The 2,741-nt window shown below is 70.6% G+C and carries 3 protein-coding genes and 1 pseudogene; 1 reads left to right on the top strand and 3 read right to left on the bottom strand.

Going from position 1 to position 2,741, the window contains the following annotated elements; all coding sequences use genetic code 11:
- The 3 genes from G6018_RS12630 to G6018_RS12620 form a co-directional block, all read right to left on the bottom strand.
- Positions 1-753, bottom strand: a 753-nt coding sequence (locus G6018_RS12630; RefSeq protein ID WP_182639780.1) for an LLM class F420-dependent oxidoreductase, incomplete at its 3' end; no start/stop codon positions are given.
- Positions 754-859: 106 nt separating this feature from the next.
- A complete protein-coding gene (locus tag G6018_RS12625; RefSeq protein ID WP_179523947.1) occupies positions 860-1,330 on the bottom strand; it encodes a DUF4334 domain-containing protein in 471 nt (156 codons plus the stop codon).
- Positions 1,327-2,469 carry an acyl-CoA dehydrogenase family protein gene (locus G6018_RS12620; protein ID WP_182639779.1) on the bottom strand — a complete coding sequence of 381 codons (1,143 nt, stop codon included), beginning with the start codon at positions 2,467-2,469 and terminating at the stop codon, positions 1,327-1,329. Before G6018_RS12620 ends, G6018_RS12625 begins: the two co-directional genes overlap by 4 nt.
- 114 nt (positions 2,470-2,583) lie before the next feature.
- Here G6018_RS12620 and G6018_RS17435 point away from each other — a divergent pair.
- A pseudogene (locus tag G6018_RS17435) lies at positions 2,584-2,741 on the top strand (aldehyde dehydrogenase); the annotation flags it as partial.

Below are 2,741 nucleotides of genomic sequence, written 5' to 3'. Positions count from 1 at the left end.
GTAGTCGGGCCCGTTCAGGCCCACGGTGAACAGCGTGACGCCCTCGGCCAGCAGGGCGTCCGCCGAGCGCCGCGCGTCGTCGGCGGAGGCGGCGCCGCCGATCTCGGTGGAGCGCTCGATCTCAGCCGGGTCCCGACCGACGTCGGCGCAGTGCCCGGCCAGCACCCCGGACTTGTGGCGGTAGGTCTCCACGTCCACGAACGAGTGCCAGATGTCGGCGTGACGGGCCACGTGCTTCAGGGTCTTGCGCTCGCCCCCGCCGCCGAGGAGCACCGGGATGTGCCGGGTCGGGGGAGGGGTGAGCGTGGCGAAGCGACGGTCGATCCGCTCGAGCGAGTCGCCGAGGTCGTCGAGACGCGACCCCTTGGTCCCGAAGTCGTACCCGTACTCGGCGTAGTCCCGCTCGAACCACCCGCTGCCCAGGCCCAGGATCAGGCGGCCGCCCGAGATGTGGTCGACGGTGCGGGCCATGTCCGCCAACAGGTCCGGGTTCCGGTAGCTGTTGCAGGTGACCAGCGCGCCGATCTCGACCCGCTCGGTCTGCTCGGCCCAGGCGGCGAGCATGGTCCAGCACTCGAAGTGCGCGCCGTCGGGGTCGCCGTAGAGCGGAAAGAAGTGGTCCCAGTTGAACACCACGTCGACGCCCGCGTCCTCGGACCGGCGGACGGCATCGCGCAGGAGACCGTAGTCGGGCGCGTGCTGCGGTTGGAGTTGGACGGCGATGCGGACCGGGCGGTCGGTGTTCGGGGTCATGCGCCCAGTCTGGTCCGTATCGCCGCCCGGCGCACCCGACCCGCGATGTCGCCGGGTGCACACGAGTCGCGCACCCGGGCGCGGGTCGGATGCACCCCGGCCCTCGCTACCGCTCGCGTTCGAGGAGGAACCAGAAGTGCTCGCCCTCGTGGAGGGTCCCCCGGCCGTTCATCACGGCCAGGAGGGTGTCGGGGTCGACGACGGCGAAGTGGTCGATCACCGGCAGCCGGTCGTACACCATGGAGGCGCACGGGCGGCCGCGGAACGAGACCTCCCAGAGCGAGGCGCCGCCCCCACCGGTCGCGGAGGTGTCCGGGACGACCGCCCCGGACTCGTCGGTGACCAGGATCGGGTCCACCTTCCGCGGGTCGGTGAAGTCCTTGCCCCACCAGCGCATCTGCCCGAGCATCGCGAACATCGGGTGCCCGGTGTCGAGGCCGGTGCCCTTCCACCGGGTCCCGGCGATCTCGTCGATCCCGGCGGGCTCCAGCGAGTCCCACAAGGCCGTCACCCGGTCGGTGGGGACGGTCTCCAGGGCCCGGATCGCGGCCAGCTCGTCGGTGTGCGGCGCGCTCACAGCCCGTACGTCTTCCCGATGATGTCGCGCTGGACCTCGTTGGTGCCGCCGTAGATGGTGGACACGACGGCCTGGCGGACGAGGCGCTCCATGCCGTACTCGGTGGCGTAGCCGTAGCCGCCCATGGACTGCATGCACTCGAGGGTGACGCGTTTGCTCAGCTCGGAGGCCTTGAGCTTGGCCATGGAGGCCTCGCGGGGGAAGAGCGCCTGGGGGTCGGACTCGTCGATCTTCCTGGCCACGGCGTAGACCAGCAGGCGGGTGGCCTCGATCTCGGTGGCCAGGTCGGCCATGCGGTGGCGGATGACCTGGAAGGAGCCGACGGGCCGACCGAACTGTTCGCGCTCGCGGACGAACGTCAGGCAGTCGTCGAAGGCGCGCTGGGCCACGCCGAGCTGCATGGCCGCCAGGATGAGCCGCTCGATGTTGAGTCCGGTCATGAGCTGCTTCCAGCCGCCGCCGACCTCGCCGATCACGGACTCGGCGGGCAGGCGCACGTCGGTGAAGTACAGGTCGTTGACCTCCTTGCCGCCCATGGTCTCGATCCCGCTCATCTGCAGGCCCTCGACGTCGGCGGGCACGTCGAACATGGTGATCCCCTCGTGCTTGGCGCCGGACGAGTCGGTCCGCGCGACAAGGAGGATCCGGTCGGCGAAGTGGGCGTTGGAGCACCAGGTCTTCTGGCCGGTGATCACCCAGTCGTCGCCGTCGCGGACGGCCTTGCAGCGCAGCGCCGCGACGTCCGACCCGGCGCCGGGTTCGGACATCGAGATGGACAGGGTCCCGCCCTTGACGACCAGGTCGAGCGCGCGTCTGCGCTGCTCCTCGGAGCCGAACTTCTGGTAGGCGGCACCGGTGATGAGGGTCGGGCCGATGCCACCGATGGGGGCCAGGCCGCGCAGCGAGTGCTCGAGCAGCAGGCACAGTTCCACGGCTCCGGCGTCGGCGCCGCCGTACTCCTCCGGGACGGTCAGCCCCAGCCAGCCGAGCTCGGCCATCTTGGCGTAGATCTCGGGCGAGTGGGTGCCGCCCTCGGTGGTGAGCTCCCGCCGCTTCTCGGCGCTTCCGACCTCGCGCGCGCAGAAGTCGTCGATGGACCTGGCGAAGTCCCGCTGTTCTTCGGTGAGGATGTCGAACACGTCTGGCCTCGGTTTTCTGTCAGGGGGTGACGGTGGCGGGCACAGTCGACTACTGTGGCCCGTATCACGGACGGTACATCAAATATATGTGATCGGAAACTGGAGGGAACCCGAATGACGACCACCGAACCCAGCAAGACCGGCCCCACGCTCGCGAGCCTGGATCCCCGCGACGGCACGGTCCTGGCGGAGTACCCGATCGCCGGACCCGAGGAGGTGGCGCTCGCCGTCGAGCGTGCGCGCGCCGCCGCCCGCTGGTGGGCCGCCCAGGG

The sequence above is a fragment of the Dietzia sp. DQ11-44 genome, assembly GCF_014145205.1.
Taxonomy (GTDB): Bacteria; Actinomycetota; Actinomycetes; order Mycobacteriales; family Mycobacteriaceae; genus Dietzia; species Dietzia natronolimnaea.
The sequence above is the reverse complement of the archived record's forward strand: the minus strand, read 5'-3'. Positions and strand labels throughout refer to the sequence as shown.